The 23765-nt window shown below is 33.7% G+C and carries 27 protein-coding genes and 1 pseudogene; 11 read left to right on the top strand and 17 right to left on the bottom strand.

Translation table 11 applies throughout. The features are described 5' to 3' along the window. From polX to zapA, 3 genes are all read right to left on the bottom strand, one after another. Positions 1-1719, bottom strand: coding sequence for a DNA polymerase/3'-5' exonuclease PolX (gene polX, locus FGL66_RS03150; protein ID WP_180810162.1), 1719 nt, complete (start codon positions 1717-1719; stop codon positions 1-3). A gap of 83 nt (positions 1720-1802) precedes the next feature. Further along, the gene (locus FGL66_RS03145) at positions 1803-2321 is read right to left on the bottom strand and encodes a CvpA family protein (protein WP_180810161.1); all 519 of its coding nucleotides are present in this window, start codon (positions 2319-2321) and stop codon (positions 1803-1805) included. Between the two features lie 2 nt (positions 2322-2323). Beyond that, on the bottom strand, positions 2324-2590 hold the full coding sequence (gene zapA, locus FGL66_RS03140; protein ID WP_180810160.1) for a cell division protein ZapA: 267 nt from the start codon (positions 2588-2590) through the stop codon (positions 2324-2326). A gap of 149 nt (positions 2591-2739) precedes the next feature. Here zapA and rnhC point away from each other — a divergent pair, with 149 nt between their 5' ends. Then, complete coding sequence (gene rnhC / locus FGL66_RS03135; RefSeq protein WP_180810159.1) at positions 2740-3654, top strand: ribonuclease HIII; 915 nt, start codon at positions 2740-2742, stop codon at positions 3652-3654. 61 nt (positions 3655-3715) lie between these two features. On the opposite strand, the gene pheT is transcribed toward rnhC, so the two are convergent. From pheT to FGL66_RS03110, 5 genes are all read right to left on the bottom strand, one after another. Next, the gene (pheT, locus tag FGL66_RS03130) at positions 3716-6121 is read right to left on the bottom strand and encodes a phenylalanine--tRNA ligase subunit beta (RefSeq protein ID WP_180810158.1); all 2406 of its coding nucleotides are present in this window, start codon (positions 6119-6121) and stop codon (positions 3716-3718) included. Further along, positions 6108-7178: a phenylalanine--tRNA ligase subunit alpha gene (pheS, locus tag FGL66_RS03125; RefSeq protein WP_180810157.1), complete on the bottom strand. Its 1071-nt coding sequence runs from the start codon at positions 7176-7178 to the stop codon at positions 6108-6110. Before pheS ends, pheT begins: the two co-directional genes overlap by 14 nt. A 369-nt stretch (positions 7179-7547) precedes the next feature. Next, complete coding sequence (locus FGL66_RS03120; RefSeq protein ID WP_180810156.1) at positions 7548-8294, bottom strand: TrmH family RNA methyltransferase; 747 nt, start codon at positions 8292-8294, stop codon at positions 7548-7550. Between the two features lie 146 nt (positions 8295-8440). After that, entirely contained in the window at positions 8441-8614 is a 174-nt protein-coding gene (gene rpmF, locus FGL66_RS03115; protein ID WP_180810155.1) for a 50S ribosomal protein L32, read from the bottom strand. Positions 8615-8663: 49 nt separating this feature from the next. Beyond that, positions 8664-9203, bottom strand: a complete 540-nt coding sequence (locus tag FGL66_RS03110) for a YceD family protein (protein WP_180810154.1) — start codon at positions 9201-9203, stop codon at positions 8664-8666. A 126-nt stretch (positions 9204-9329) separates the two neighbouring features. Here FGL66_RS03110 and FGL66_RS03105 point away from each other — a divergent pair, with 126 nt between their 5' ends. Next, on the top strand, positions 9330-10469 hold the full coding sequence (locus FGL66_RS03105) for a nucleotidyltransferase (RefSeq protein WP_180810153.1): 1140 nt from the start codon (positions 9330-9332) through the stop codon (positions 10467-10469). A gap of 218 nt (positions 10470-10687) precedes the next feature. Here the strand turns inward: FGL66_RS03105 and coaD are convergent, their stop codons facing one another. Continuing rightward, on the bottom strand, positions 10688-11173 hold the full coding sequence (gene coaD, locus FGL66_RS03100; RefSeq protein ID WP_180810152.1) for a pantetheine-phosphate adenylyltransferase: 486 nt from the start codon (positions 11171-11173) through the stop codon (positions 10688-10690). Then, entirely contained in the window at positions 11166-11717 is a 552-nt protein-coding gene (gene rsmD / locus FGL66_RS03095; RefSeq protein ID WP_180810151.1) for a 16S rRNA (guanine(966)-N(2))-methyltransferase RsmD, read from the bottom strand. The genes coaD and rsmD overlap by 8 nt, the downstream gene beginning before the upstream one ends. Before the next feature lie 60 nt (positions 11718-11777). Here rsmD and FGL66_RS03090 point away from each other — a divergent pair, with 60 nt between their 5' ends. Continuing rightward, positions 11778-12167, top strand: coding sequence for a DUF7147 family protein (locus FGL66_RS03090; RefSeq protein ID WP_180810150.1), 390 nt, complete (start codon positions 11778-11780; stop codon positions 12165-12167). Position 12168: 1 nt separating this feature from the next. Here FGL66_RS03090 and FGL66_RS03085 read toward each other — a convergent pair whose 3' ends face one another. After that, a complete protein-coding gene (locus FGL66_RS03085; RefSeq protein ID WP_180810149.1) occupies positions 12169-12423 on the bottom strand; it encodes a DUF2129 domain-containing protein in 255 nt (84 codons plus the stop codon). A gap of 95 nt (positions 12424-12518) precedes the next feature. On the opposite strand from FGL66_RS03085, the gene FGL66_RS03080 reads away from it, so the two are divergent. Then, on the top strand, positions 12519-13439 hold the full coding sequence (locus FGL66_RS03080; protein WP_180810148.1) for a lysophosphatidylglycerol phospholipase D: 921 nt from the start codon (positions 12519-12521) through the stop codon (positions 13437-13439). A 119-nt stretch (positions 13440-13558) separates the two neighbouring features. On the opposite strand, the gene FGL66_RS03075 is transcribed toward FGL66_RS03080, so the two are convergent. Together FGL66_RS03075 and FGL66_RS03070 are read right to left on the bottom strand one after the other, a co-directional pair. Continuing rightward, positions 13559-13996, bottom strand: coding sequence for a YlbF/YmcA family competence regulator (locus FGL66_RS03075; protein ID WP_180810461.1), 438 nt, complete (start codon positions 13994-13996; stop codon positions 13559-13561). Beyond that, positions 13989-15053 (bottom strand): CAP-associated domain-containing protein, encoded by a 1065-nt coding sequence (locus FGL66_RS03070; RefSeq protein WP_180810147.1) that lies wholly within the window; start codon positions 15051-15053, stop codon positions 13989-13991. The genes FGL66_RS03075 and FGL66_RS03070 overlap by 8 nt, the downstream gene beginning before the upstream one ends. A 226-nt stretch (positions 15054-15279) precedes the next feature. Between FGL66_RS03070 and FGL66_RS03065 the strand changes: the two genes are divergently transcribed. Further along, positions 15280-15582 (top strand): transposase, encoded by a 303-nt coding sequence (locus FGL66_RS03065; protein ID WP_180810146.1) that lies wholly within the window; start codon positions 15280-15282, stop codon positions 15580-15582. A 208-nt stretch (positions 15583-15790) separates the two neighbouring features. On the opposite strand, the gene FGL66_RS03060 is transcribed toward FGL66_RS03065, so the two are convergent. Continuing rightward, a complete protein-coding gene (locus tag FGL66_RS03060; protein ID WP_023016171.1) occupies positions 15791-15883 on the bottom strand; it encodes a type I toxin-antitoxin system Fst family toxin in 93 nt (30 codons plus the stop codon). Positions 15884-16039: 156 nt separating this feature from the next. Further along, positions 16040-16135 (bottom strand): annotated as a pseudogene (locus FGL66_RS03055) (recombinase family protein); the annotation flags it as partial. Between the two features lie 267 nt (positions 16136-16402). Here FGL66_RS03055 and FGL66_RS03045 point away from each other — a divergent pair. Beyond that, the gene (locus tag FGL66_RS03045) at positions 16403-16564 is read left to right on the top strand and encodes a hypothetical protein (protein WP_180810145.1); all 162 of its coding nucleotides are present in this window, start codon (positions 16403-16405) and stop codon (positions 16562-16564) included. 577 nt (positions 16565-17141) lie between these two features. Here the strand turns inward: FGL66_RS03045 and FGL66_RS03040 are convergent. Next, complete coding sequence (locus tag FGL66_RS03040) at positions 17142-18095, bottom strand: LacI family DNA-binding transcriptional regulator (RefSeq protein ID WP_180810144.1); 954 nt, start codon at positions 18093-18095, stop codon at positions 17142-17144. Between the two features lie 94 nt (positions 18096-18189). On the opposite strand from FGL66_RS03040, the gene FGL66_RS03035 reads away from it, so the two are divergent. The 5 genes from FGL66_RS03035 (at position 18190) to FGL66_RS03015 (ending at position 22946) form a co-directional block, all read left to right on the top strand. Next, entirely contained in the window at positions 18190-19428 is a 1239-nt protein-coding gene (locus tag FGL66_RS03035; RefSeq protein WP_180810143.1) for a DegT/DnrJ/EryC1/StrS family aminotransferase, read from the top strand. Beyond that, complete coding sequence (locus FGL66_RS03030) at positions 19425-20234, top strand: HAD-IIB family hydrolase (protein WP_180810142.1); 810 nt, start codon at positions 19425-19427, stop codon at positions 20232-20234. Before FGL66_RS03035 ends, FGL66_RS03030 begins: the two co-directional genes overlap by 4 nt. Beyond that, positions 20231-21268, top strand: a complete 1038-nt coding sequence (locus FGL66_RS03025) for a Gfo/Idh/MocA family protein (RefSeq protein WP_180810141.1) — start codon at positions 20231-20233, stop codon at positions 21266-21268. The genes FGL66_RS03030 and FGL66_RS03025 overlap by 4 nt, the downstream gene beginning before the upstream one ends. A 1-nt stretch (position 21269) precedes the next feature. Beyond that, entirely contained in the window at positions 21270-22388 is a 1119-nt protein-coding gene (locus FGL66_RS03020) for an MFS transporter (protein ID WP_180810140.1), read from the top strand. Positions 22389-22691: 303 nt separating this feature from the next. Continuing rightward, complete coding sequence (locus FGL66_RS03015) at positions 22692-22946, top strand: helix-turn-helix domain-containing protein (RefSeq protein ID WP_180810139.1); 255 nt, start codon at positions 22692-22694, stop codon at positions 22944-22946. Positions 22947-23283: 337 nt separating this feature from the next. Here FGL66_RS03015 and FGL66_RS03010 read toward each other — a convergent pair whose 3' ends face one another. Further along, positions 23284-23745 (bottom strand): DUF420 domain-containing protein, encoded by a 462-nt coding sequence (locus FGL66_RS03010; RefSeq protein WP_180810138.1) that lies wholly within the window; start codon positions 23743-23745, stop codon positions 23284-23286. Positions 23746-23765: the final 20 nt, after the last annotated feature.

The following is a 23765-nucleotide window of genomic DNA, read 5'->3' as shown; positions in this document are numbered from 1 at the left end:
CTACTTCTCTTTCAACCGCTTCGGTCGTGTAATAAATGTTTTAAAAGCCTCTCGAGACATGGTGTTTAATACATTGTCACGTTTGACAAAACCTTTTTGTGCCGTAGCGACACCATATTGCATAAATGACAAGTGATCAATATGGTGGGCATCTGTATTAATCGTTACCATAATGTCTGGATATTGACGTAATATTTCTGAACTTAAATCCAATCTTTTGGGGTTCGCATTGATTTCTAATAGTGTTCCTGTTTCTTTACACAGCTCTATCAGTTGCTCAATATTAGGACGATACCCCTCTCTCTGTCCAATAATGCGACCTGTAGGATGTGCAATGTGGCGAACAAACGGATTACGGCAAGCTGTTTCTAAGCGCGTCATAATTTGAGCTTCACTTTGTTTAAAGCTTTGATGAATCGCTGCTATAACATAGTCTAACTCCGCCAATACGGCATCTTCATAATCCAAAGTACCATCTGGTAAAATATCCATTTCAATACCAGAATAAATATCAATTTCATTATATTCGTCATTTAGCTTACGAATCTCATCTCGCTGTTTTAATAAACGAGAAACAGATAGACCATTTGCTACCTTTAAACTTTGTGAGTGGTCTGTGATACACATATATTCATACCCTTTTTGAATATTTGCTTCTACCATTTCACGTAAACTAAAAGCACCATCACTTGCTGTTGTATGCATATGAATATCGCCACGAATATCTTCTAAAGTGACAATAGACGATAGATCTTTATCAAATTCTGAACCGTCTTCACGCATACTAGGTACAATCCACGGTGTATTGAAGTGTTGATAAATCGCTTCTTCACTCTTAAGTTGTAATAAGTGACCCCCTGCTTGTTCAATACCATATTCACTTACCTTTTCACCCTGTTCTTTTGCGAGCTGACGGATGCGAATATTATGAGCTTTTGAACCCGTAAAATGCTGAAGTGTATGATAAAATGCAGCTGGTTCTACTAGGCGGAAATCAACACCGATTGTTTCATCGTCATACGCCAATTCTAAGGATACTTTTGTTTCACCTACTGCAACTCTCTCAATAATATTAGGTATTTCTAGTAATTGTGCTTGTACTTCAAGTGGTGCCTCCGTACTAATAATATAATCTAAGTCTTTACTCATTTCTTTCATACGACGAAAGCTACCCGCAACCTCAAAGCGTTCTACCTTCGAGATTTGTGCAACATAATCTGTAATTTTTTTATTCAATCTCATCATTAAATCAATAGGGTAGCGCTCTTTTTTAGCACCTAGTACTTTTACAGCTTCTAAATATTTCTCTTCTGTTTTCTTACCAAAACCACTTAACGATGAAATAGCACCTGCTTCACATGCAGCTTGAAACGACGCTTTATCTGTAATATTGAGCTCTTGATATAAGCGTGCAATACGTTTACTGCCTAGTCCTTTAATTTTTAATAATGGAATCAAACCACTCGGAACTGTCTTTTTTAATTCATCTAATACCGATGACGCTCCAGTCTGTATGTAAGTGTTAATCACTTCACCAACACCTTTACCGATATTTTTAAGTGTTGTAACATCCTCTATTTGATCTAAAGTGCGTTCATCTATTTCTAAACTTTGAGCTGCTTTACGATAAGCAGAAATTTTAAAAGCATTCTCACCTTTAAGCTCCATATACGTCGCAATATCTTCTAACAAACGAATAACATCTTTTTTCGTTAACATTTTTATCACCTCATTAAAAAAGAGGGTGAAACGCTTCATATAATTTGATAAAAACGCTTCAGCCTCACTTCAGTTGTCGTATACTACAAATTTAATGTCATCTCAGATAAAATAGGAACTTTTAATATAAACCATTGTGTCATATAAGATTGACTGATATGAGCCTGTACTCCAGAATCTGGATATAGTGCAACGAAGTATAATATAAAATGAAGTACAACGATAGCTGAGCCTATACTTATACTCGCCCCTAATAAACGACTCCACAATCCTAACCTTTGATTGATAAATAGTTGCTCAAATCCATTCAATACAAAATACATCAATGTTTTGACAACTAGTACAATCAACAAAACTGCAAACAAGCGATCAAAACGTGATTCTGGTTGGTTAAAAGCTAATGCAAAGTCTACATCATATGCTTGTGTTTTTGGAAAAGGTAAAAATAATTTCAAACGTTCACTTAAAGATTGATAGAACTGCCGAGCAAGCCACAATGCAAAAAAGGTACTGGCTAAATGTAAAACACTTGCAAGTAGCCCCCTATGAAAACCCGTCATCATAAATAGCAACACTACAACAATGACTATCAATACAAGCATACTCAGTTTCCTCTATGTTTTAAGCGTTGAATTTCTTCTCTTAAACGCGCATTTTCTTCTTCTAATAACACGAGTTCATGCATAACATTTACAGCAGTCAAAACAGACTTTCGCACAGAATCTAATCCTGCATTACGACGTCCCAACTCACGAATTTTGCCATCAACAAGATCCGCAACATAGCGAATGTGTTCTGGATCATCTTCGCCAACAATCGTATAGTGCTGATCATTTATCGTTACATTGATTCGGTTTTTGAACTCACCCATCTACATTCACCTAGCCTATTATTGTTTTTAATTATCATGATACATTATACACGACTTCAATTATTTTGTGTATTATTCGTTTTACAGTTCATTTTTTTCATATACCTATGATACCATTTGATAGTATTTAACAAGAAAGTGGTGAAATGATGTCTAATATTGTCATGCAGATGACGCCCACCGAAATTGATACGTTGCTCTCAAAACTAGATATTGATACTCAAAATTTGCCTCAAGGTATGAAAGCACGTACAAAATATCAAGGCGTTACTATTAGTATTTACAACTCAAACAAAGTCATGTTTCAAGGCAAAAATAATGAAGCTATCGCAGAACAATTGACAGGTTCAGTATCCTCTCAAACATCTAGATCCCAACCTTCAGTAAAAAGCTCTATCTCATACAATACTTATAATTGTATTGGTAGTGATGAAGCAGGAAGTGGTGATTATTTTGGTCCTTTAACAGTATGTGCATGCTATGTTTCTGCACATAACGTTAAAATCTTAAAAACACTAGGGGTGGATGATTCTAAAAAGTTAACTGATCAAAAGATTGTTGAATTAGCAGAACAGTTGATTACTTTTCTCCCGCATTCTTTACTTGTACTCGATAACCCTAAATACAATGAACGCAAAAATTTGGGCTGGTCTCAAGTTAAAATGAAAGCAGTGTTACACAATGAATGTATCAAAAATGTAGTGGCTAAAATTGATGATACAGACTTAAACTATATCGTTATTGATCAATTTACGCCTCGCCCAACCTACGAGCGTTATGTATTAGGAAATGTCCCTTACAAAGATTTAACCCGTTATGAAACGAAAGGAGAATCAAAATCACTTGCTATTGCGGCCGCCAGTATCATTTCCCGATATGCCTTCATTAAACATATGGATGCACTTTCCAAAAAATATCAAACAACAATCTTAAAAGGCGCCGGTCCAAAAGTCGATCTTTGTGCAGCACAACTCATCAAACGACATGGTATTGATGTTATAGACTCCATTACTAAAAAAGATTTCAAAAATAGAGATAAAGCATTACAATTATTAAAAAAATAATCCCCTTCTATGCATAGTGGGGCAGTAGACACAAATATGTCTCTGCCCCGCTATTCTCATTTTATCCTCTTAATGTGGCACCTTGTTGTTCTAATGCTAACAAAATACGTGTGTGTACGGCTGTGACTTGTTCTTCTGTTAATGTGTTATCTCTATCTAAATATGCAAGACGGATGGCAATGGACTTCTTACCTGGCTCCATATGTTCACCATCATATACATCAAATACATTTGCATCTTGTAAAATCGATCCACCATGCTGATGAACCGTATCAATCAATGTTCCTGCATGGACATCTTCATTAACAACTAATGCAATGTCACGTGTAACGCCTGGATATTTAGGGATAGGCTGATAGTTAATGTCGCCTACTCTTTGTTTCATCATCAAATCATAGTTAAGTTCAAAAACATACGCTCGTGTTAAGTCGTACTGTTTCGCCACTGTTGGATGTAGTTCGCCAATAAAACCAATAGACGCACCATTTAACATGACTAAAGCTGTGCGACCGGGATGTAGACCATCAACCTGACCTGTTTGATATTCAAAAGATAAAGCAAGTTTATCAGCAATACGATCAACAACACCTTTGACTAAGAAGAAATCAACGGGTTCTTTTTTACCTTGCCAATCATTAACAACATAATCTCCCATCATAATACCACTTAAATATTCAACTTCATCAGGTAACTCTCCTGCACCTTTACCTAAAAAGACATTCCCGAGCTCATACAAAGCAATATTATGATTTTTACGTGCAACATTATATTGTGCGGCATCAATAAGGTGTGGCAATATACTTTGACGTAACGTCGCATGCGCTTCACTCATTGGCATTAAAAGTGAAATTGTATCATATGATTGCGTTGTAAAAGCCGTTGCACGTGCTTGGTCTACTAATGAATATGTGATAGCTTGAGAAAAACCTGCACCTTCTAGCACTGTACGTACAACACGTGATTTGTGTTGACGATCAGTTAGTGCACCATGCGTTACCTTTTCAAATACAGGTAAAGAGGATGGTAAGTTGTCATATCCGTAAATACGCGCAACCTCTTCAATTAAATCTGCTTGAATCGTAATATCCTGACGACGTGAAGGAACTTTTACTAACATTTGTTCTGATGTTACCTTCGTTTCAAAACCTAACTGTTCAAAAATAGCTATAATCTCTTCTTGACTCAAGTCGGTTCCAATAACACCATTAATGCGATCTGCCGTAATTGTAATCTCTGTCTCTAAGTGACCTAAGTCACCTGCTGAAACACGACCAGCAAGGGTTTGTCCTTCTGCTAATGTTTCAAGTAAGTAGCACGCACGATCAACTGCTTCATCTACAAATTCTCTTGCAATGCCCTTCTCAAAACGACTAGACGCTTCACTGCGCAAGTTTAAACGTCGAGATGTGTGTCGAATAGCAACCGAATCAAAAATTGCTCCTTCAACAATAACATTTTGCGTTTGCGTTGTGACTTCAGAAAAATCACCACCCATGACACCACCAAGTGCAATAGGTTCTTTTCCATTTGTAATCACAATATCCGAATCTAACAATGTACGCTCTTGATCATCTAAGGTCGTCATCGTTTCATTTTCATGTGCTTGACGTACAACAATGCATTGTGATCCGATTTGATCTTGGTCAAACATATGGAGCGGTTGGCCGTACTCTAACAAGACATAATTTGAAATATCGACAACATTATTAATTGGACGAATACCTGCTTTTATTAGTCTTGCTTGCATCCATTCAGGAGATGGTGCGATTTTGACATTTTTAACAACTCGCGCACTATAATAAGGGACTTGTTGTGGATTTTCAACTGATACCGATAGTGCTTCACCGGCTTTTTCAAGTTGTTCTGAAGGTTGACTATTAGGTTTTTTCACTTCTTTTTGATAAAGTGCTGCTGTTTCGTAAGCTGTTCCTATCATACTCAATGCATCAGCACGGTTAGGTGTAAGATCAAACTCCATAACTTGATCATCAAAATAAAGCGCTTGTAAAGCATCCGTTCCCGGTGCTATCTGTGAAGTGAAATGATAAATACCGTCTTGGAATGATTGAGGTACAACATTGCTTGGAATCCCAATCTCTTGCAATGAACAAATCATCCCTTCAGAAACTTGTCCACGTAGTTTTGCACGCTTAATTTTAATACCACCTGGTAAACGCCCTCCAACTTTAGCAACGATTACAGTTTGTCCTTGACCTACATTTGGCGCACCACAAACAATTTGTACAGGTTGTTCTTCTCCGATGTTCACCTGACAAATATTCAACTTATCAGCGTCAGGATGTTTTTCAATATGTTCTACAAAACCAACAACTAAATTTTTAATTCCTGCTGTTAAGTCGACAATATCGTCTACCTCTATACCCGTTCTCGTAATACGTTCTGCTAAGGCTTCAATAGGTACATCTACATCCACATAAGTTTGCAACCATTCTTTAGATATTAACATGTTTTTCACCTCGGTCTTCCACAGATTTAAATTGATTTAAGAAACGTACGTCATTTGTATAAAAATGGCGAATATCTTCAATACCATACTTTAACATCGCAATACGATCAGGCCCCATACCAAATGCAAATCCTGAATATTGGTTTGAATCAAAGCCAGCCATTTCTAGTACATTAGGATGTACCATACCTGCACCTAATATTTCAATCCAGCCCGTTTGTTTACATACGTTACAACCTTTCCCTTTACATTTAAAACAAGACACATCCACTTCAACAGATGGTTCAGTGAATGGGAAGTAACTTGGACGTAATCGAATTTCACGATCTGCCCCAAATAAGGATTTAGCTAAAAGTTCAAGTGTTCCTTTGAGATCACTCATTTTAATATTTTCATCTACAACAAGTCCTTCAATTTGTGTGAATTGATGACTATGTGTAGCGTCGTCTGAATCACGTCGGTATACCTTACCCGGACAAATAATTTTAACAGGACCTTGTCCATTCGCTTTCTCCATCGTACGTGCTTGTACAGGAGAAGTGTGTGTACGCATTAAAATATCTTCTGTAATATAAAAACTATCTTGCATATCGCGCGCTGGATGTGACTTAGGCAAGTTTAATGCTTCAAAGTTATAGTAGTCCTGTTCTACCTCATAACCTGTAACTATCTCATAACCTAACCCTAAAAACAGATCTTCAATTTCTTCAATTGTTCGTGTCAAAGGATGTTTGGCACCATGAGAGATTTGACGACCTGGTAATGTTACATCGATTGATTCTTGTGCCAATTGTTCATTCAATGCTGCTTCTACTAATACTTGATGACGTGTTGTAATATCCGCCTCAATCGCTTGTCGCACCTCATTCACTTGTTGACCGTATGCCGGTTTTTCTTCTTTTGGTAAATCTTTCATATGTTTCATTAAGCCTGTAACAAGCCCTTTTTTCCCTAAATATTTTACTTTAACCCCTTGTAAAGCTTGCTCATCTTGTGCAGCTTGAATATCTTCCAGAGCTTGTTGCTTAATTGTTATCATCTCATCTGTTTGTACCATTACATTGCCTCCTTTAATTGATAAGTCATACATGCCACTTCATAAAAATGCCTTTCGCCTTTTAGTCACATCTGCTACTAATAAAAAAGACTCCATCCCCAATTACTATGGGACGAAGTCTTCCGTGGTACCACCCAGCTTTATGCACATCATAGCTATGCATACACTCTGATTATATGTTAGTAACGAGTCATAAACCCGACTTAAATCTCTTTAAGTAGCTAAAAAGGTGAACAAAACTGTGTAAGTTGAAGGTTACTCTCAGTGATGTTAACCTTTCCCTGAACAACTTCGATAACAGTCTAAGCCTTTTTATTAGCACATATTCAATTCATAATAAATCTATTATATACATCCTTAATAATAGGGTCAACCTTTTAGATGAAACATTAAAATCCCTGCTGCAATAGCAACATTCAAACTTTCTGCACGACCATGTAAAGGAATCATCATATTTTGTGTTGTAATTTGAAGGAGTTCTTCTGACATACCTTGTCCTTCATTACCTAATACTAATGCAAAAGTATCTTGTTGTGACTGTACGTCTCGGTAAGATATTGCATTATGCAATGCTGTACCATATACAGGGCCTGAAAAATTTTGTACATACTTCACCACATCTGGCACTTCTACCGTAGGAATGTGAAATACACTCCCTTGGCTCGCACGTAGTACTTTCTCTTGATATACATCTGCTGTACCTTTAGCCACTACAACTAAATCCAAGCCAGCAGCATCAGCTGTACGTATCAGCGTTCCAAGGTTCCCCGGATCTTGAATGCGATCAAGTACAAGCACTTGTGTCGCATGATCTATGTTTACTGATGACTTCTGAATCACTGCAAAAATACCTTGTGGCGTAACAGTACCGGATAATGCTTCCGCAACTTTTTGATTAATTATAAAACATTCTTTTGCTGCTTGTTGTATCTCTTCTGGAATCCGTGAAGGTTCAATCATAAAAAGTTGTTCAATGAGGACATCACTATTAAATGCCTCTTCAATCAAATGAAAACCTTCGATAATCGCTCGTTGCTGCTTATCGCGTTCTTTTTTCTTTTTAAGTTTGTTATAGTTTTTAATTTTAATATTTTGTACGGAAGTAATCTGTTCCATTTCAACCCTCTTTTTCACAAGTTTCCTATATTTTAACATGGATTATCTTAAATACTCTAAAATAAAAAAGCTCAACATTTACAAAAGTTTTGTAAACCTTGAGCATAAACATTGAACTGTTATTAAAATATGAAAAGCGTTGTCTATTATTTAGATACAACTTCTTCGCCTTTGTAAGAGCCACAGCTTGGGCATACACGGTGAGATAATTTTAATTCACCACAGCTTGGGCACTCTTGCATACCCGGTACTGCTAATTTAAAATGTGTACGGCGTTTGTTTTTTCTTGTTTTAGAAGTTCTTCTTTTTGGTACTGCCATGATTAATCCTCCCTTATATTCGCTTCCTTATGACGAACTGCCACTGAAATTAGTGTGCATGATCATTCTCATCGTATAATTGTTGTAATTTTTGAAGTCTCGGATCGACATGCACATTTGATTCATCTTGAGGTGGGTTGTGTTCCAAATCGTCTTCGTCAATAACGTCCCAACCTTGACCACCTGTCAGCATATCATCACTGTTTTCAGCAGTGACACGCATCGGTTTTTCTAACATAATGATTTCTTCAGCGATATGTCGCAAATCAATCATGCCATCTGTCGCAAGATGATAATATTCATCGTCTTCATCTTCATACAAACCATCAAGATCAAACACTTCAGTTGTTGTTGTATCAAAGGGCACTTCTACTGGAACAAGTGTCCTTGCACATGGTATTGTATAAACACCACGCAAGCGCATATTTGCTACAACTTCTGATGATTTAACGTTAAGTGTACCGTCAACTTGTATCGGAGACAAGTTGATGATATCCAATTGACGTTCTAAATCATTGAATTCAATCGTTTGATCAATCTTAAAAGGTTGTCCTTGATATTTTCTCAATTGTGTTATTGACCATTTCATATGGTTTCACCTCTAACAAGCACAAAATTTATTTTAACTTTACCTAAGCAAGTTGTCAAGATTTTTTCTTAACATCTTATCTTCTGTTACAATACTCATAATGAAAGATGAAAGGATAGATTGCAAATGAAAAGTGTTGCTTTAATTACAGAATATAATCCTTTTCACAACGGACACCTCTATCATGCACTTACTGCAAAGCAACAGACAGGTGCTGACGTAACGATTGCTATTATGAGTGGTCATTTTGTTATGCGAGGAACACCAGCACTTTTTAATAAGTTTCAGCGTGCACAGATGGCTATGGCTGGCGTTGACTTAGTGGTCGAAATGCCACTCATCGGTTCATTGTCTTCGAGTGACACCTTTGCCCGTACAGGCATTCAACTGGCAGATTATCTTTCTGCCGATGCATTGTGCTTTGGTAGTGAATCGGGTGATATTAAAGCGCTGAACCAAGCAGCTTTAACATTGCTAAACGTCGAACATACAGTTTCTTTTCAACAAGCTATGAAACAAGGAAAGTCCTATGCACGTATTGTAGGGGAACATATTGATAATACATTGCTTCAATCACCTAATAATATACTCGCTATTTCATACTTAAAACAACTTTATCAACTTTCGAGCAACATTAAACCTTATACGATTTTACGCCAACACACACAGCACCACGAAACCACTTTTCAGCACCATACATTTGCTAGTGGATCTGCAATCAGATGTGCAATTACTAATGGAGACAACAAATGGCGAGAGATGGTACCTGAGACGAATCATTCACTATTTGTCAATGCATATCGTCATCAGTCACGCTTATTTGATATGCTAAAGCTCACTATTTTTCAACAAGATGCTGCGTCTTTAAAACACATTTATACGATGTCAGAAGGGTTTGAACATCGCCTAATTAAATGTATACAACGTGCAACATCATATGATGACTTAATGCAACAATTAAAAACAAAACGTTATACTTATACACATATTCAACGTTTGCTTATGAACGTATTGTTAAATGTTAAGCAACAAGATGTAGCAAAGTGTATAGATATAAATGCTGCACATATCCTTGCAATGTCTCGTCAAGGGCAACATTACTTAAAGTGGCTCAAGCAACATACACCTAATATAAACATCATTACCAATGTCAACCAAAATAACGCCTTATATATTACAAATGAAATCAAAGCCACGCGTATTTATAATATTCTTACTGGTAGTACACAAGATGACTTTAATACTCCCGTGTATATTTATTCATAATTTAAATATATAGCTTATACGACTACGACAAAGATAACAACAGAGTAAAAATTATCAGTTATCCTAAATTAAGTACATAAATATCTATAAACCATAGTAGGTGTCTGAAGTGAAAATACATTTCAAACCAACTTTTTCACTTTAGATACCCTTGTCGGAACAGGTTGATGACAACTGTTTACAAAGATGCACTTTCTGCTCCACACCTTATTTCTCTTCTACTTTTTATACTTTGCCACCAGTGCTTTTTCAACATGTTGTGGTACAAACTCTGAAATATTTGCATCATATTGTGCCACTTCTTTCACAACACTTGAGCTTAAAAATGAATATTCTGTTGAAGTCATCATATATAATGTTTCAACTTTATTATTTAACTTTTTATTCATTGATGTAAGACGTAATTCATATTCAAAATCACTCACTGCACGCAACCCCCGAATAATCGTAGTTGCACCAATCTTATCGCAAAAGTCAACTAATAAACCACCAAAAGAATGCACGTGAACATTAGGCAAGTGTGCCACAGAGTCTTTAATTAAATCGATGCGCTCCTCTACTGAAAATGTACCACTCTTTTTCATGTTGCGTAGTACACAAACATGTAGCTCATCAAATCGATCTGAACTTCTTTCGATAATATCAATATGTCCGTTAGTAATTGGATCAAAACTTCCGGGAATGACCGCTTTTGTATTAACCATGACGTTCTCCTTTATGTAAAACACAAGTATCTGTTAAGCCATAATGATAACGTTTAATCTCCTCAAATGGTTTTGTGTTAATCTCTTCACGATGGCTAAACTCACACACGATAATACCATTATTTTTTAATAAATCAAACGAATGAATTTGTTGTAATGCTTTATCTATTAAACCTTTTTCATAAGGCGGATCTAAAAAAATAATATCAAATTGTATCTCTCGTTTGCTTAATGCTTTTAGTGCACGGTCAGCATTATTGCGATATACCTCTGCTTGATGAGCCAAATCTAAGCGCTTTAAATTATTATGAATCACTTTGACTGCGCGCATATTTTGGTCTACAAAAATTACTTTTTCCATACCTCTAGATAAAGCCTCAATACCTAAACTTCCACTTCCTGCAAACAAATCAAGACCTAATCCTTCTATACTTTGTAAGCTATTAAATATGCCTTCCTTCACTTTATCCATTGTTGGACGCGTATGACGCCCTTCTAAAGTTTCTAATGATTTACTTTTATGATTTCCTGCAATGACACGCATCCATTGCCACTTCCAATCTTATTTTATTTTTACTATACTCTATATTTAAGGAGGTATACTATGCAACAATCTTTTATCGTATTAGGTCACGGTTTAACAGATTTGTATGAATTCCAAGCACTTATTGACTATAATCATGAACGTATTGCTAAAATCGTATTCTTTCATACACCAAAGTCTAAAAAACAACGCTCTTCCGTAGCCATCATCATGAATCCTACACGTCATCGCAAATTTCAAGCAATGTATATCATGCTCGATGCAATGCCATATCCATACCCTAAAAGTAATAAAAAATACGAACTTATCCAATCATTCGCAATGCCTTACAATATCGAAATAGTCGGTATTGATGTTCATGCACCCGATGACTATCCAGAATTAGATCTTTATTTTAATTACCTTAAAAGCGTTTTACGGCTACAACGTTGGATTCCGCCATTAGAATAAACTAGTTTAACCATTCATGCTTTTCTTTGTCATACACTTTTTTTAATGTTTTATAAGGTGAACCATGAATTTGTGTTACATATTTTAATTGAGTCAACCTATTAACGACATCATCGATACGGTCAACATTGACATACATCGAGACATATTTGTACTTTTTATTACTATATACAATATGACCATACTTACGAATATGACGCTCATGTTTCATATTTTTTAAATAAATAATTAAATTTTCACGTTGTACGATTTCCAAATTTTTTCACCTCGCACTCTCTTATTATCCTACCATGATTAGAAGTCGAGAGAAAAGATATAAAATATTGAATTCTACTTCAAGGAGAGGGTTTTATGACAAAAACACGATATATTCTGATAAGTTCTATCATTGGTGTTTCTAGTGTTATAAGCAGTATGATTTATATGATTAAAAAGCAACAGAAGCAACAGAAACGTATGATCAAACCCTTTTTCAAACACTCAGCCCCCTATGTGTTGAGTCATCGTGGCGGTATGCAGACACGTCCAGAATCAACACAACTCGCCTTTGACTATTCTGCGTCTATGAATTTAACAGGATTTGAAACTGATATTCGCCTAACAAAAGATGAAGCGGTTATTGTTTTTCATGATGCTACTATCGATCGGACAACAAATGGTTCTGGCTTCGTTTCTCATTATACACTAGCCGAGCTTCAAGCTTTAGATGCTGGCTATCATTTTACTGACATTAATGGGCATCATCCATATCGAGGACATCCTCATGCTAAAATTATGACAATGGATACATTGCTCCAAAAGTATCCTGATCAATTAGTGAATATTGATATTAAAGACCACCCCAACACATATGAAGGCAAAGTCGCTGCTAAACGCCTTTACGATATTATTAAAAGGAATCATGCGGAGTCACGTGTACTTGTCACAAGTTTTTATAAAAAGCAAATTGATCGTTTCAATAGTTATAATAACGGAGAGATCGCAACAGGCGCTAGCCAAGCAGAAGTTACAGATGGCATTTTAAAACATTTAAGTGGTTTAGGTCTTTTTTATACAGGTCAGGCCCATACATTTCAAATGCCTACAAAATATAAGGGGATACCTTTAACACAACCTAAACTGATTCAATGGCTGAATAGCCAAAATATTGCTCCATGCTTTTATGGCGTTAACAAGATCGATCAAATGACCGATCTTGTATCTATGGGCGTCCATACACTCGTAACCGATAGTCCAGAAATTGGCAAACAGTTTTTAAGTTTACATCATTGAAATGATAACAATCATTTATAGTACCTAAAAGGGCTGGATTGAAAACCTATGCTTCCTAGATTTCCAATCCAGCCCTCTATTATTCATTACTTGTTTTATCAAGTATATTGTCTATTTCATTATACTTGGCATTGACAGCTCCCTCCTGAACCACAGCCACATCCTCCACCTTGATTGAATAATGGTGTACCTGCATCCACCTTAACATGTTCTGACACACTCTCAGCTAAAATCGTTACAACTTCATCTAATAATAGTTGCAAGTCATGCTCGCATTGCTTAAACATTGCCACTGTTTCATGACACTCATATACACGTTTACGACGCCGTACCTCTAACATGACCTCATGATAATCAGGATGATAACGTCCGAATCGTCCAACCTCATCATATCGCGCCTTACTATCCATAAAGCATTGATAATGCTGCTGTGCCTCATCATCACGCATCAATGCTTTTTGTGCTTTATGATAACGTTTGTAGATGTCTGACTCACGAATTAACAGTGCTAATGCATCTATTTCATCTAATACTTGCATAAATTGTTCATCAAACACCATTTTGATCCTCTCCTCTTTCTACAAAGATGAGTAAATAATAATCTCGATCAATCTGACCGCCCATTTCTGAATATTTACTACTTAACATACGTGAACGGTGTACATCAGAGTTTATCCAACTATTCACTAGCGTTGGAACATCATTAAAATTATAACCTACATTTTGTGATATAGATTGATACGATAGCGACGTTTGATTGACAAGATCAATCAAACTACTTTCTGTAAATTCAGTAGATGAACCATCTATCGAGTGGAATAAATTAACTGTTGCTACATTTTCTAATGTTGCGTTTACTTTTAAAGGTTCACGTTGATAACGCTGACGCATTTCATTCGTTAATTCATATAATGTCAACAATTGGTTTGCATTTTGTTCTGGACTGTATATTTCTTTGGTATTTTGAGTATCTTCTGTATGATCCTCATTTTGTGAATAAGGATTAATAGTAATAAGCGCTTCTTTATCTAAATAACGTATTCCTGTTATTTCATTACTCTGCTGATCAATAAATACTTGTGCAAATATATTGTCGAACTGAATCAACGCTTGTGTTTTAACATCTCTATCTGATAATTCAAAATGATAATATTTTCCTTCAAATTGGAATTCTGGTTCCGTATTAATTGTATACTTATTATACAATGTAGATGCATCATCACCTACTTGAATAGGTCCACTTTCTTCTTTTGTATTTGTCCCAGTCATATATATCGATTTTACTTTATCTTGTTGAGCTGTGACCAACACATATAAATCTTTGCGATGATAAACATACGTTTTATTATTTTCTAAAGCTTGATACACACGATCTGCTTGCCCTAATTTGTCTGATACACTTGTCATATTTTTACCTATTAATAGACCCAGTCCATCTTTGAGCTTTGGATTTTCTTCAACATTTAGATGGGGTTCGGCTTTTTTCAATGGACGATTTGAGGATTGATTGGGATTTTCTAATACATCAAACTCAAGACGGGGCGCATAAAAAAGATAGATTACAAAACCGATTAGCACGATCACTGCTAATATTTTTATTATTAAACGTTTCACATCACCCCTCCATTCTACGCTTTATCATAATCCATTGTATCGTATTTATCTTTAAAACAAAATTACAACTTATCACTCAATAAAAAAGGTTCTTCCTCTTTTTAGTATACAAAAAACGCATAGGTCTCTATAAATTTAAGTGCTCAAACCCAAATTAAAGGAGACATGATGCGCCTATGTGTAATGATATATTAAAACGACTTAAAATAAAAGACAATATATACAAGTGGTAGATGTTCAAGATGATGTTGAAGTACGAGGGCAGCTCTCTACAGTCATTTATGGTACGCTTTCATATACACCTCGGTGTTGTGAAAAATATGGACACAAGAATGAGGGGCATATTCATAAACATGGTAAGCGTATATCTCGTTTAACGTTGTTAAAGTCTCAAGAATCCTATGTTTACTTTAATCTAGCGAAACAACGTTATAAGTGTCAGTACTGTCAAAGCACCTTTACAGCTTCTACAAATATTGTGAAAGAGAACTGTTTTATTACGAATTGTGTGAAGTTAGCCATTCTTTAAAATGGCAATAACTATTTCTTCATTTTCTCTTGTAATAATGCTCATTTCCAGTCCATCCTCTTCATATTACTTATTTATATTTTACAATTTTGCATTCCTATCCATTATGATGTTATACTGTATTTAACAAAGAGAGTTCCATAGGTACACCAATCCCCTCACTACCGGAAATAGTGAGGGGATTTTTTGGTGCAGCTATGTCGCCTTATTACTTGTTACGATTGTTTAGCCAAAACGTGAAAATCGCAACAATGCATCCTGAAATCACAGGTGCAATTATACTAACAAAGAGAATTGCCATAGGTCTCACCTCCTTCCATAGTAATTTCGCCTATGGAAGTTAAGGCGACTTTATTATTATACCATCTGTATCTTTTGAAGCATATGCACTTCCGATAAGGAAACTTATGTTAATTTAATATTGAACTTAATTAACTGTGTTAAACACCTCATCCTAATTACGACCTAAACTATCAATCAATTCTACTACAAATCGATCTCCCATTCTTACAAAATTGAGTACTTCTTGAAATACAGGTCTGTTTTTCACAGTCATTTATGGTACGCTTTCATATACACCTCAGTGTTGTGGAAAATGTGGACACAAGAATGAGGGACACATTCATAAACATGGTAAGTGTATATCTCGTTTAACGTTGTTAAAGTCTCAAGAATCCTATGTTTACTTTAATCTAGCGAAGCAACGTTATAAGTGTCAGTACTGTCAAAGCACCTTTACAGCTTCTACAAATATTGTGAAAGAGAACTGTTTTATTACAAATCGTGTGAAGCTGGCCATTCAAGATAAGATCAAGACAAGATGACACAAGTGCGTTCTGAAGTTGATATTGCGAAGGATTGTTGTGTGTCTCCGAGTACTGTGAAACGATGTATTCACCAAACAGCACAATCATTGACGGTTCATCCGTCATCTCACTTACCTCAACATATATCAATAGATGAGTTTTCTTTTTATCAATAATGAAACCCATCAAATCATAGATATATTAGAAGACAGACGTATTCATCAACTCAAAGCCTATTTTTATCGATTTGACCGTTTAAAGTGTTTATAAGTTCGAACGAGGCCTGTAGGAAAGCAATCAATCGGGAAATGATTGGACTTAAAAAACGTACACCCCATCACGCTTAAACATACCTAACTATTTCTACGTATATAAATTATCATAAAATAAAACGGGGTACTTTTAATAATCTATCCACCACAAAAGGTGGACAGCCTTCTTGTAAAAAGAGGCGGACATTATGTCCCAGCCCTTTTGTATTTGATATTTAACTTCTCATACATACTTAGACTTGTCATTTTGATTCCATCCATTTTTCTTTACTGCATCTTTAACTCTTTATGACGGAATTGCATCAACAGCTATAATTGATCATTTAATTCACCTTTCTAAAGTATTTAAAATTACCGCTGAGTCATACCGATTAAAAGATTATAAAACCGAAAAAACCTTAATATGCGACATTTATAAACCACTAAAAACGACATTTTCAGAACGCTATCGACACTTCATTTTCATCATATAATAAAATTATTAATGAGTAACAATCCTGTATGAATATATTTTATCTACTACTTCATTTTCATTAATTGATAGATTTTTGATTACATGATCACATATATCTTTCGCCATTCTTTCTATAGGAAGAGAAATACTAGGAAGATGAGGATTTAAAATTTTACATATATCATGATTATCAGTCCCAATTAAAAGTATATCCTTTCCCAATACTTTAAAAATCCCTGCAGATACATAGTCGCTCCCAGTATATATTCCTTGTATTTCTTTGTGGTTTTCTTGAATTTTTTTACCTATTTTTATGCCATCATTAATTGTAAATGCTGAAGAAAATATGTATTCTTCTTTAAAAGATATATCATTTTCTAAAAGAGCTCGTTTATATCCTTTTAACCTTAATTTTTGAGCACCATTAAAGGGGTTATCAATACATATGGCAATATTATTTATCCCTTTCTTTATTAAATATTCAGTAGCTGTCTTTCCTATGTTAAACTCATCAAAATGAAAGTTAGATACCCTCTTAGTTTGATTAGCATCATTACTAGAAATAATTAATCCGTGCCTAGAGTATGATTCAATAACATTTGGGTGATTTTCTACAGAACACAAAACCACTGCATCTATTTCGTTTTTTTTTAATGAAATCAATATCTCCTCTTCTTTACTTGGTGAACAAAACGTTTGATGAATAAACGACTTATACCCCTTTTCATTAAAATTTTTTGTTAATTCATACGAGATTATAGAAAAGAACGGATGATCAATATAAGGTATTGAAATACCGATGGATTTAGTAGTTCTATTTCTAAAATATGTTGCAATATTATTAGGAACGTAATTATTTTCTTCAATATACTTTAATACTCTTTTTCTCTTCTCCTCATTAACATAAGGATGATTGTTTAAAATCCTAGATACTGTTGACTTTGAAACATTACATGCTTTTGCCACATCAAAAATATCCATTTAACTCCTCCAATTAACTCCTCCAAAAATATTATTGACATGGGAATGTTCCCATAATTTAGTATAAGTTTATCATAAATAAGGTGGTGTATCTATGACATTAAAGTCTAGTAGTATTTTTAAGTTTCGGAATAATATTCAAGAATTACAAAAACACACTGAAATGCATACAAACAAATATCTTTCAAGTAATATAAATATTGCCAAACAAAACTTGTCAGATACTAGAGTTATTCAAAAGGTAGAATTTATGCCGGTAAACCGTTTAATAAGAGAAGATGAGTCAGAAAAAATTATGGAAGTATTAAAAGATTTTTTACCAACAGGTAAATATACAAGTGGTAAATATATTTCTGAATTCGAAAAATATTTATCTGAATATTTATCTATTGATTATGTAATTGCATTATCTAGTGGCACTTCAGCTTTGACAATTGGACTGATAGCTATAGGGGTTAAAGCTGGTGATGAAGTAATATTGCCCTCAAATAGTTTTTCTGCAACAGAAAATGCTGTGTTATCTCTAGATGCAGTCCCAATTTATGCTGATGTAAAAGATGACTTCACTATTTGTCCATCATCAATTGAAAAGCTAATTACTCCCAAAACAAAAGCAATTTTACCCGTTCATTTATACGGTCGTTTTTGCGACATGGTAAAAATTAAAGATATAGCATCAAAATACGAAATTAAGGTGATTGAAGATGCTTGTCAGGGAATTGGTTTAGAGGAAGTAGGTCTACATTCTGATTTAGCTGCATTAAGTTTTAATCCTTATAAAAATTTAGGTGTTTGTGGTAAAGCTGGAGCTATTATAACAAATAATGCTGAACTAGATTATCAATGTAGATTAATTAGTTATCATGACTTTGATTTAAACGAAAAAAATAAGAAAATCGTCGATTTCGGCTTTAATTCAAAAATTGATAATACACAAGCACTAATAGGGATCGTGAGAATGGAATATTTAACTTTTAACCAGTACAGACGATTAAAAATTGCAGAAAAATATTATCAAGAATTAAGTAATATGGATAATATTATTCTTCCCCCGTTAGATGATAAATCTGTATGGCATCTTTATCCTATCAGAATAAAAAATAATATGAGAGACTTTATAAAATCAAAACTTGAAAAATTTGGAGTTCAATCAGAAATATATTATCCCTACTTAAGTCATAAACAATTAAGCTATAAGAAAAAAGTATTTCTGCCAAATACCGAAAAACTACATAAAGAGTTGTTATGTTTACCTTTATACCCCAATCTATCAAACGAGGAACAAGAATATGTTATTAGCACTTTAAAAATGATACTGGAGGAATTAAAGTGAAAAGAAGTTTAATATTATTCGACTTTGATGAAACTTACTATAAACATAATACTACTCAAACAGATATGCCTTATTTAAATAAAATGGAAGAACTATTACAGGAAATATCTGAGGATAATAACGTTATAACAGCAATATTAACAGGTAGTACTATAGAAAGTGTTCTTGAAAAAATGATGAAAGTTAATATGTCATATAAACCAAAACATATTTTTTCCGATTTAAGTTCTAAAATGTTCACATGGAATAACTACGAATATATTGAATCTGATGAATATAAAAAAGAAGTTTTAACTGAACCCTTTTTATTAGAAGATGTATTAGATATATTAAATACTGTTGCTGTTAAGCATAAAGTGAAGTTTACACCTCAAAGAGAGTTTCGAGAAAATGAAACATTGTACAATTTCTATTTTTATTCTTCGGGTGATATTAATTTAGATAAAACAATTTTAGAAGATCTTATTCAATATTCTAAAATAAGAAATTATACTTCGAGATTTAATCGTTGTAATCCTTTAGCTGGTGATCCTGAAAATGCTTATGATATTGATTTTACTCCTAAAAATTCAGGTAAGTTATATGCTACGAAATTTTTAATGAATAAATATAGCATTCCTAAAAAATCAATTATTGGATTTGGTGATAGTGGTAACGATGAAGAGTTCTTACAATACTTAGATTATGCATATATTATGTCTAACAGTAGAGATAAGGAATTGAAACAAAAATTTAATAATACAAAGCATCCTTATTATAAAGGTATATATACACATGTCAATGAATTCATAGGAGGTATAAAATGATTAATTACGGAATCATTGGTACTGGTAACATTGCTAGAATACATGCTGAAATAATAAAAAATATTCCCGGTGTATGTCTTTTAGGTGCACATGACATAGTTGATAATAAATTAGTAAAATTTTGTTTAGAATTTAATACAACTCCATTTAAAGATATTCATTCTATGTTAGCAAAAATTGATGTTGTTGTGATATGTTCTCCAAAGTTTTGCCATGTAGAACACATTGTGAAATCTTTAGATGATAATTGTGATGTAATATGCGAAAAACCTTTGACTATTAATATTGCTGAATCGAATATAATAAGAGATTACAATAATGCACCGAATATAAAAAGTATAAACTTAAATTATAGAAATTTAGCTGTTGTAAAAAAGATTATAGAACTAGTAAATGATAACAAAATAGGTGAAATTATATCTATTCATATGGCATTTTTAAAGAATAGCGCTTATAGAAGAAAACAATTTACTTGGAGAGATGATGGAAGTTCAAAATTAAGTAGTGGCGCTTTAGGAGATTTAGGGGTTCATCTTCTTGATTTAGCTACTTACATTACTGACAGTAGTGTGAAAGTAGAGACTATTAAAACTAAAATGATAACTAAAGTAAAACAAAAAGGTGATAATATTGTGCAAGTTGATGATCATTCAGAGACTTTTTTTGTAACTAATCACGGGCAATATATTCATATAGAGACTTCTAAAGCTTGTGATGAAGATTTATGTGGATTCTACATTTCTATATCAGGAACAAATGGTGAAATTAAGTTTTCTTCTAAAAATGGTGGCATAGTTACTTTGAATAACAATGGTATTCAACAGATAATTCAATTAGATGATAGGAAGTATATTGACCCGGAAAATGAATTTTATGGATGGAAAGACAGCTTTTACTATACGCATATAAACTTATTGAAGGCTATTAAGAATAGAAAAGAAACTTCAATTTCTACTTTTGAAGATGGTTTGAAAGCACAAGAAGTTTTAGAATACTGTATTAATAGTCATCAACAAAACAGTTCGTCGAATTGAAATGAATAAATTTCATATCCTCTATTTTTCTTTAATGTATTTTCTTATTGGCATGATACACACTTTTGTCGGTTCATTTAACCAATTCTTAAAAATAGAGATTAATATGAATCAATCAGATGTGTCAAATTTAATAAGTATCCAATTCATAACATTTATGATTGGAGTATTTTGTTCTGCCTTCTTAACAGATAAGGATATCAAGAATTATTTTAAAATAATTCATCTATCTATTCTATTAATTACCATTACTTTTATTACTTTTGAACATTACTTAATTGTATACTTATTTGTAGCTATTTTAGGTTTTTGTGCCGGATTTATAGAATCATCTATTGCATCGTATATTTTTAATAATAAGTTTAGTTCCATTAAAACTTTCGGATATATTGAATCATTCTTTGCTTTAGGTTCATTTTTGTTACCTGTTATTGTTTGGGCGTTTGAGTATCATACAGATATAAAATATTCTATTATATTTATAATACTAATAAACATACTCTTACTTCTATTGTTATATCCACTAAAATTTGAAGTAAGCAAAAACGATAGAAGTATAATACCTACATTAATTTTTAATAAAAAAACTATAATAGTTATGATCATTCTTATATGGTGTTTCTTTTATATCAGTATAGAAACTAACTTTTCAAATTTATTACCCTATATTAATTTAGTTTCCGATAAATTTAGTTACATTACTGTAAGTACATTTTGGCTTGGAATAATTATAGGAAGATTTCTATACACCTTTATATTACCTAAAACTAAGTGCAAGTTAGAGACATTATTATTAATATATACATCAACATCACTTTTACTGTATATTATTTTAGTATATTTTAGTACACAGGATGTAATTAAATTAGTAATTCTATTTTTACTTGCTCTATTCCTAGCACCTATGTTTCCATTAGGTGCCGGCATAATTAATCAATATAGTAGTAATAAGAATGTATTAACTAGTATTTTCATCACTGTAGCAGGATTTGGTGGTGCAATTGGAGCTTTATTTATCAAGTCAGCTTTATACATTAATATTCCCGTTCATTTATCTATTTTACTCATATTAATCATCTGTCTGTTTTTAAATATTCTAATTACAAAGATTAAACCTTAAAAAATTATATATAACGATAACATCCTCATTACTATCGAACTGCTTCAATTAATGAAACAAAATAAAAAAGCACTCTTATTGAACTCATATTGATGTGCCCCCAAAAGTTGGACTAAAAATTCAACTTTATGGGGGCATTTTTAGGTTCTTCACCTTTTGTGGTATACAAAAAGCGCATAGGTCTCTATAAATTTAAGTGCTCAAACCCAAATTAAAAGAGACATGATGCGCCTATGTGTAATGATATATTAAAACGACTTAAAATAAAAGATAAAAATATACAAGTAGTAGATGTTCAAAACCATGTTGAGGTACAGGGCGGTTTTCCACAGTCATTTTCTAAAAATGATTGTGGAAGAAAACTATTTTATTACGAATTGTGTGAAGTTAGCCATTCAGGACAAACTGACACAAGTGCGTTCTATTGCGAAGGATTGTTGTGTGTCTCCGAGTACTGTGAAACGATGTATTCACCAAACAGCACAATCATTAGCTGTTCATCCGTCATCTCACTTACCTCAACATATATCAATAGATGAGTTTTCTTTTTATCAATAATGAAACCCATCAAATCATAGATATATTAGAAGACAGACGTATTCATCAACTCAAAGCCTATTTTTATCGCTTTGACCGTTTAAAGTGTTTGTAAGTTCGAACGAGGCCTGCAGGAAAGCAATCAATCAAGAAATGATGGGACTTAAAAAAGCGCACAACCTAAATGGATTGTACGCTTAGATACACCTAGCTATTTCTACGTATATAAATTATCATAAAATAAAACGGGGCACTTTTAATAATCTATCCACCACAGAAGATGGACAGCCATAAAAAACGACCAGTCTTCACACATTGAGAATGTCGACCAGTCGTCTTATCTATCATTTCCAAACTCCTAAAAACCAAATGTTGCTTTAATCAATGATGTTGTTTCTCCACCCGGATATAAAACATACAGCAATACGTACACTGCCACACCTGTAATAGCAGTAAAAAACCATATAATAGAAGCTGTCGGCCCTGTTTTACGGTGAACATTATACTTATCTTTCACACCTGTAAAAATTTGAATCAATCCAAATACCGCTCCTATTGTGGCAAGTGTAATATGGAAAAACAAGAAAATTGTATAATAAAGACGTACAGAATCTGGACCACCAAATGCTGTGTTGCCAATGAAAATTGTACGACTTGCATAAATTGTAAAAAACAGTACTGCAAAAATAGCTGCCCATAACATTACTTTTTTATGTTGCTCAATTTGACGTTTCCAAATCAAACGCCAGCCGATTGCTACTAAAATCGCACTAATTACAATACATGCTGTACTAATAGTAGGTAAAATAGGTAAGCTCATGTTCTCATCCTCACTCATAT

Source organism: Staphylococcus sp. 17KM0847 (genome assembly GCF_013463155.1).
In the GTDB taxonomy this organism is placed as follows: Bacteria; Bacillota; Bacilli; order Staphylococcales; family Staphylococcaceae; genus Staphylococcus.
Note: the sequence above shows the minus strand (reverse complement) of the source record. Positions and strands in the feature narration are given on the sequence as shown.